The organism is Frankia sp. AgB32 (assembly GCF_023243045.1).
Taxonomy (GTDB): Bacteria; Actinomycetota; Actinomycetes; order Frankiales; family Frankiaceae; genus Frankia.
In genome coordinates this window covers 23,264-29,263 of the sequence record NZ_JALKFX010000109.1, presented here as the reverse complement: position 1 = coordinate 29,263, position 6,000 = coordinate 23,264, and the positions used below count along the sequence as shown (strand labels likewise).

4 protein-coding genes are annotated in these 6,000 nt (G+C 73.2%); 2 read left to right on the top strand and 2 right to left on the bottom strand.

Going from position 1 to position 6,000, the window contains the following annotated elements:
- The first annotated feature begins 384 nt into the window (after positions 1-384).
- Both MXD60_RS24080 and MXD60_RS24075 read left to right on the top strand, forming a co-directional pair.
- A complete protein-coding gene (locus tag MXD60_RS24080) occupies positions 385-597 on the top strand; it encodes a hypothetical protein (protein WP_248821626.1) in 213 nt (70 codons plus the stop codon).
- Positions 598-885: 288 nt separating this feature from the next.
- The gene (locus tag MXD60_RS24075) at positions 886-1,437 is read left to right on the top strand and encodes an NADPH-dependent FMN reductase (RefSeq protein WP_248821625.1); all 552 of its coding nucleotides are present in this window, start codon (positions 886-888) and stop codon (positions 1,435-1,437) included.
- 48 nt (positions 1,438-1,485) lie between these two features.
- Here the strand turns inward: MXD60_RS24075 and MXD60_RS24070 are convergent, their stop codons facing one another.
- Together MXD60_RS24070 and MXD60_RS24065 are read right to left on the bottom strand one after the other, a co-directional pair.
- The gene (locus MXD60_RS24070) at positions 1,486-2,379 is read right to left on the bottom strand and encodes a hypothetical protein (protein WP_248821624.1); all 894 of its coding nucleotides are present in this window, start codon (positions 2,377-2,379) and stop codon (positions 1,486-1,488) included.
- 1,570 nt (positions 2,380-3,949) lie between these two features.
- Positions 3,950-5,644: an acyl-CoA dehydrogenase family protein gene (locus tag MXD60_RS24065; RefSeq protein ID WP_248821623.1), complete on the bottom strand. Its 1,695-nt coding sequence runs from the start codon at positions 5,642-5,644 to the stop codon at positions 3,950-3,952.
- Positions 5,645-6,000: the final 356 nt, after the last annotated feature.

The following is a 6,000-nucleotide window of genomic DNA, read 5'->3' as shown; positions in this document are numbered from 1 at the left end:
GGGGGGGGGGGCGGGGCGGGGCGGGGGGGCGGCTGGCCGTGGCGGCCCGGGGCGCCGACGAGCCGACGGGGCGCCGCCCAGTCGCGACCTGTACCTGGTCTCCGTCGCACCATCGTTGGCGCCGCATCCGCCCCACGTCACGACCGGCCAGGCAGTGGCCGGCAGATCGCGGCCAGCCACGTCACCGCCATCCCACGGCGGGCGGCGGTTCGCGGGCCGCCGCAGGCCGCCGGTAGCGGCCCGGCCGCCCATCCTGGACCGGCCCACCGACGGACCCGCCTGTCGGTGTCATTCCACGAAATGCCGAATCGGTGCACGAGTGTGTAGGTGGGCAGAAAGGGGGTAATCCACCAGCAGCCACGAATCCCCGCCGAAGGAGCAGTCATGACCGCCCAGGTTCGTACGAGAACCTACAGCAGCATCAGCCTAGGAACGCTTCTCTATCTCATCGTCGGAGTGGTCATCACGGCCAGCCAGCACTACTGGAATTTCACCGACTGGGACGGTCACGCGCTGAGCAGCTTCTTCACCGCCGTCGTCGCCACGCTGCTGTGGCCGCTCGCCATCTTCTACACGTTCGCGCTGCACGCCCGCTGACCCGGGCGGCATGCCCGGCACGCGGGAAAAGTGCACGCCACGGCCGATTCGGCCAGCTCTCATCACCGGCGCCGTCGGTGCCGCCACCCCTGCCACGGAAAGATCCTCCGTGCCCGACGGGTGGGCGGCACCGGCGGCGCAACAATGCTGCCATCGGCCAGTAACAGTACAGCCAGACGTCGGTATCAAGGTTGCGGAGTGCCGAGGGATACCGGTTACACTGCGGACGCCGTCGGTTCCAGCGACCATCGCGGGTTTCATCCCGCGACCGACCAGGGAGGCAGCCCGATGGAACCGCTCCGGATCGTCAGCGTCGTAGGAAACCCCAAGCCGGCGTCACGGACCAGGCAGGTCGCCGAAGCGGTCGCCGCCCGCGTCTCCACCGCGCTCGACGCGGCCGGGTTCAGCTCCACGCACGAGGTCATCGAGGTCAGCGAGCTGGGCGCCGGCCTGCTCGGCTGGGGCGACCCGACGGTGGGTGCGGCGCTCGCCAGCATCCGGTCCGCGGACGCCCTCGTGATCGCCACCCCGACCTACAAGGCGACCTACACCGGTCTGCTGAAGCTCCTGCTCGACCAGATCGGCGGCGGCGAACTCGCCGGCCTGCCGGCCATTCCCGTGCAGGTGGCGGCGGCGCCGCAGCACGCCCTCGCGGTCGAGGTCCATCTGCGCCCGGTCCTTGTCGAGATCGGCGCGGCCTGCCCGACCACCGGCGTGTTCGTTCTCGACTCCCAGCTCCCCCAGCTGCCGGCCCAGCTCGACGCCTGGGGCTCGGTCAACCTGCCGGCGATCAGCGCCCTCGTCGTCGCCCGCCGCTCGGTCCCGGCGCCGTCCGCCTGACCGGACGCCGCGCCGTGATCGGCCCGGAAACGGCGTGACTGGAGCGTCTCAGCCCCTGTCACCCAGATCGATGTATACGTCCGGCAGGGGGCCGACGAGCGAGTCCGCCCGGGTCGGCGCCGCTGGTGCTCCCACGCCGCCGGCCGTGCTCCCCGAGCCGCTCGCACCGGCGGTTCCCGCCAGGCCGGGGTTCGCGGGTGTCGGCGTCACCTCGCGGGCCGGCGGACCCGTGGGCTGCGCGGGTGCCGCGCCCGCGATGGTTCCCGGCTGGCCCGGCAGGTCCAGGCCGTAGGCCGGGCCACCGGGTCGGCCGGGCCGCCCGGGGCCGGCAGCGACCTGTCCACCCGCCGCGCCGGCGATACCGGTCCAGCCATCGACACCCCAACCAGCCGGGCCGGGCTGGCGCGGAGAAGCAGCAGGATCATCGGGACCGGCCGACGCACCCGATCCGGTCGGTCCGCCCCAGCCAGCCGAGCCGGACTGGTCGTCCTGGCCCGCGCCGCCCCCGCCCGTACCCGCCTGGCCGTAGCCAGGGGCACCGTCGGCCTCGACCGCCGTGGTGGGCGACGCGGGCTCGGTACCGCCGGGCGTCGGCTGCCCGGTTCCGTAGATCGGATTGGGATACGCCGGTAGCGGCGGCACCGGCGGCACGAGCAGAGCGGGCGGCCTCGGCGAGGCGTCGTTGGTGTCCAGGCGGACGCCGAACTCCGCGTCAGCGAACCGGTCCGCGCTCAGTCGGGTGTCGTCGTCAGGGGCGACTCCGACCGGGGCCGCGAAGCCGAAGGCGGCCACCGCGACGGTGAATCCGCCGGCGGCCACCAGCAGGCCCCGCCGTCGGTCCCGCAGACCGATCCGGTCAATCCGCCCACGCAGCGTCCCGGCAATGCCGATGAACATCACCACTACGGCGAGCAGTGCCATCGCCATGGCGAACACCGGCATCAGGCCCCCAGGGTGCAGCAGTCGACCGAACACCCGAACCGTAGCTCACCTAGAGTTAGCAGACCGATACGTTGAGACCGTGTCGGGGTCGAGGTCGCTCAGCACGGCAGAGCTCCCCGGAACTACCCGGTCTGCTGGTGACGATCTTCACGGGACGACGGTCGGGGGCCGGTCGACCCGGACGGCCCCCCGCCCGACCCGCTCCCCGTTCCGGTTGGAACCTCGGGGGCCGCGGGGACGGATGGTCCGGACTGGGCAGTGGGTTTGGACGGGGCAGTGGGCCCGGACCGTCCCGTCGGCGCGGGGCGCGCCGACGCCTGCGGAGCGGTCCCGTCGGCCTCAGCTGGGGACGACGACCCGGACGGCCGGCCCGAGGGGGTGGTGGCGGAGAGCCGGCTGGGCGAGGCCGCAGGCCGTTCGGGTACGTCGGGCACCTCCCGGACCGGTCCGGAGCGAGGCGTGCGCTGCGGCGGGTGCGGTGCGGTCGGGCCGTTCGAGGGTCGGCCCGACGCGGTCGAGTGCGCCGGTGGCGTCCCGGTGGAGGGACCCGACGATTCACCGCCGCGACCACCACCCGAGCCGCTCTGTCCAGGGTGGCCGCCGCCGCCCGGCCGGTCACCGCCGCCGCCGGAGTCGCCACCGCCCTGCGACCCGCCAGCGCCTCCGGTCCCACCGGAATGGCCTGAGCTGGGCGATGACGGTGCGCTCGCGCCGTCGCCCGACGGCGGCCGCACGGTGCTGCCACCGCTGTGGGACGGGGACGGCCGCCCCGATGCCGTCGCACCGCCCGACGTGGGAGGCCGCCTCGACGGACGCGGGGACGCGGGCTGGCGGCTCTGTCGCGGCGGCGCCGGCAACGGACGCTGCTTCGGCAGCGCCGGCGGCGGATTCTGCTTCGGCGGCGCCGGAGCCTCAGTCTGTCGCGGCGGCGCCGGCGACGGGTTCTGCCTGGGTGGCGCCGGAGCCTGGGTCCGCGCGGGCGGCGCCGGTTGCTGGCCCTGGCCGCGAGGCGGTGCCGCTGGCGGCCGGCTCTGTCCGTGTGTTGCCGGGGCGGCCACCGCGGAACCCCGGGAGTCGCGGGGCGCGGGCGCCGGGGCAGGCGCACTTCGTCGACCGGGCGAGTTGAACCAGGCGAGGTCCGTGCCGTTGCCGGTCCTGTTACCCGGCATTCCCTGGGGCTGTTCCGGGCCGGGGCCGGTTGCCTGATCGCCGGTGGAGGCGGCCTGTTCGGTCGGTCCGGTGCCGCCGGCGGGTGAGCCGTCGCGGGACGAGGGGACGATGTAGACGCTGTTCGTCGTCGGATCCTTGTGGCCGCCGTCGCCGGTGCCGATGCCATGCGACGCGAGCAGACCGAAGGCCACCAGCGCCGCCGAACCACCGCCGGTCACCAATCCCGCTCGCCGACGGTCGTAGATCCAGGCCCATTCGGCCCGCCCGCGGATCAGGCCAAGCACGCCCGCGAGCAGGACCAGCCCGGCGATAGCCAGGCAGAAGAAAATCATGGAAACCACCCGAGGGCGCAGTCGCCTATCAGGCTAGGGGCGATCCATTGCCATTCGTTGCAGGGGAGCTACAAAGCGTTTCCATCCCCATCGGACTCGTTACGGATATCGTTGAATGAACCGGCGGTCAGGTCCGTCGATGCAATCCGGCCGAGAATACCCACGACATCTGTGCCGGACGGCAGCGTGCCGAAAGCGAGACCGCCGTCACCGGCGATCCTGGTCGCGCAGAACGCGTCCGCGACGGCCGGCGGGGCGTGTTGAACGAGCAGCGCACCCTGCATGACAAGCGCCAATCGCTCGACGACCCGGCGCGCGGCGAACGGATCGTCTCCGGCCGACGCGAGCCGCCCCCGAAGGTGGTCCCAGGCCCGATCGAGCCGGTGGTCCGCGCCGCGGGCCGACTCGATCTCGGCGCTCAGGGCGGCCACACCGCCCGGATCACGACCGAGCGCCCGCAGCACGTCGAGCGCGTTGACGTTGCCGGAGCCCTCCCAGATCCCGTTGAGGGGAGCCTCCCGGTACAGCCGAGGCAGGCCCGACTCCTCGACATAACCGTTGCCCCCGAGGCATTCGAGGGCCTCGACGACCACCGCCGGCACCCGCTTGCACACCCAGTACTTGGCCACGGCCGTCGCGAGCCGCCGGTACCCCTGCGCGGCCTCGTCGCCCCGGACGGAGCGGTCCACGGCGCCCGCGACCCGCATCACCAGGGTCGTGGCCGCCTCGGTCTCGACGGCAAGGTCGGCCAGGACGTTGCGCATCAGCGGCGCGTCGATCAACAGGGTGTCGAAAGCCCGCCGGTGGCGCACGTGATGCGCCGCCGCGGCCAGTGCTGCCCGCATTCCGGCCGCGGACGCGAGGGCGGCGTCGAGCCGGGTGAGCGCGACCATCTCGATGATGACCCGGACGCCCTGCCCCTCCGCGCCCACGAGCCAGCCGACGGTGTCGTCGAATTCCGGCTCGCCGCTGGCGTTGCTGCGGTTACCGAGTTTGTCCTTCAACCGCTGGAGCCGAAAGGTGTTGCGGCTGCCGTCGGGCAGGACCCGGGGCACCAGGAAGCAGGAAAGGCCGCCGGGTGCCTGCGCCAGTATCAGGAAGACGTCGTTCATCGGCGCGCTGGTGAACCACTTGTGGCCACGCAGCCGGTAGGTGCCGTCGCCGGCCGGGGTGGCGGTCGTCGTGTTCGCGCGCACGTCGGAGCCACCCTGCTTCTCCGTCATGCCCATGCCCGCGAGCAGTCCTGCCTTGTGCCGCGGCACCCGCAACCCGGGGTCGTAGACGCGGCTGGTCAGCAGGGGTTCGAACTGGGCCGCGAGGTCGGGGGCCGCGCGCAGCGCCGGGACCGCGGCGTAGGTCATCGAGGCAGGGCACAGATGTCCCTGCTCGACGGTGCCCCAGACCAGGATGTTCGCCGCCCGCGCTACGTGGGCGCCCGGGCGCGGGTCGGCCCACGGCGCGCCCGCCATCCCCTCCCGCACGGCGACCTCGAGCAGGGCATGCCAGGCCGGATGGAAGTCGACCTCGTCGATGCGGTGCCCGTAGCGATCATGGGTGCGCAGCTCCGGCGGGTACCGGTCCGCCTGCTCCGCCCAGCGCAACGACTGCTCCGAGCCGGCCAGCCGGCCCAACCGGCGCAGGTCGGCCAGATGCCAGCCCGCGCCCTCCCTGGCCAGCGCCGCGACCAGGGCCGGGTCCGCGGACGGGTCCTGTTCCGCCGGCGGCGGCTGGTTCGTCACCACATGGGTGTCTGCCGAGCTCATTGCCACCCCTCCCGGCCGGCGCCGAGCGTCGAGCCGAATTCCGCGCGCCGGCGCCGCCGAATGCAGCGAACAACATAACCGTGGCGCACTTCGACCGCGATCGGAAATCGCCGGGCCGCCTGCACCCTCCGCCGGGCCGTTCGGCAAACCTCCGTTTCGGCGGTGCCGCACATTTCGACCGAGGCGCCGGGAACCGACGTCTATTTGGTGGATGTGGTGTCCCGATATCAACGCACCGACGCGGATCTCGCCCGCCGATGGCACCGGTCCGGGCCGCGGGCCGGGCCAGCGCACGAACCGGCGAGCGCCGACCGGCCAGACAGCTCGATCCAGCCAAAGGATCACTCGCCGTTCGT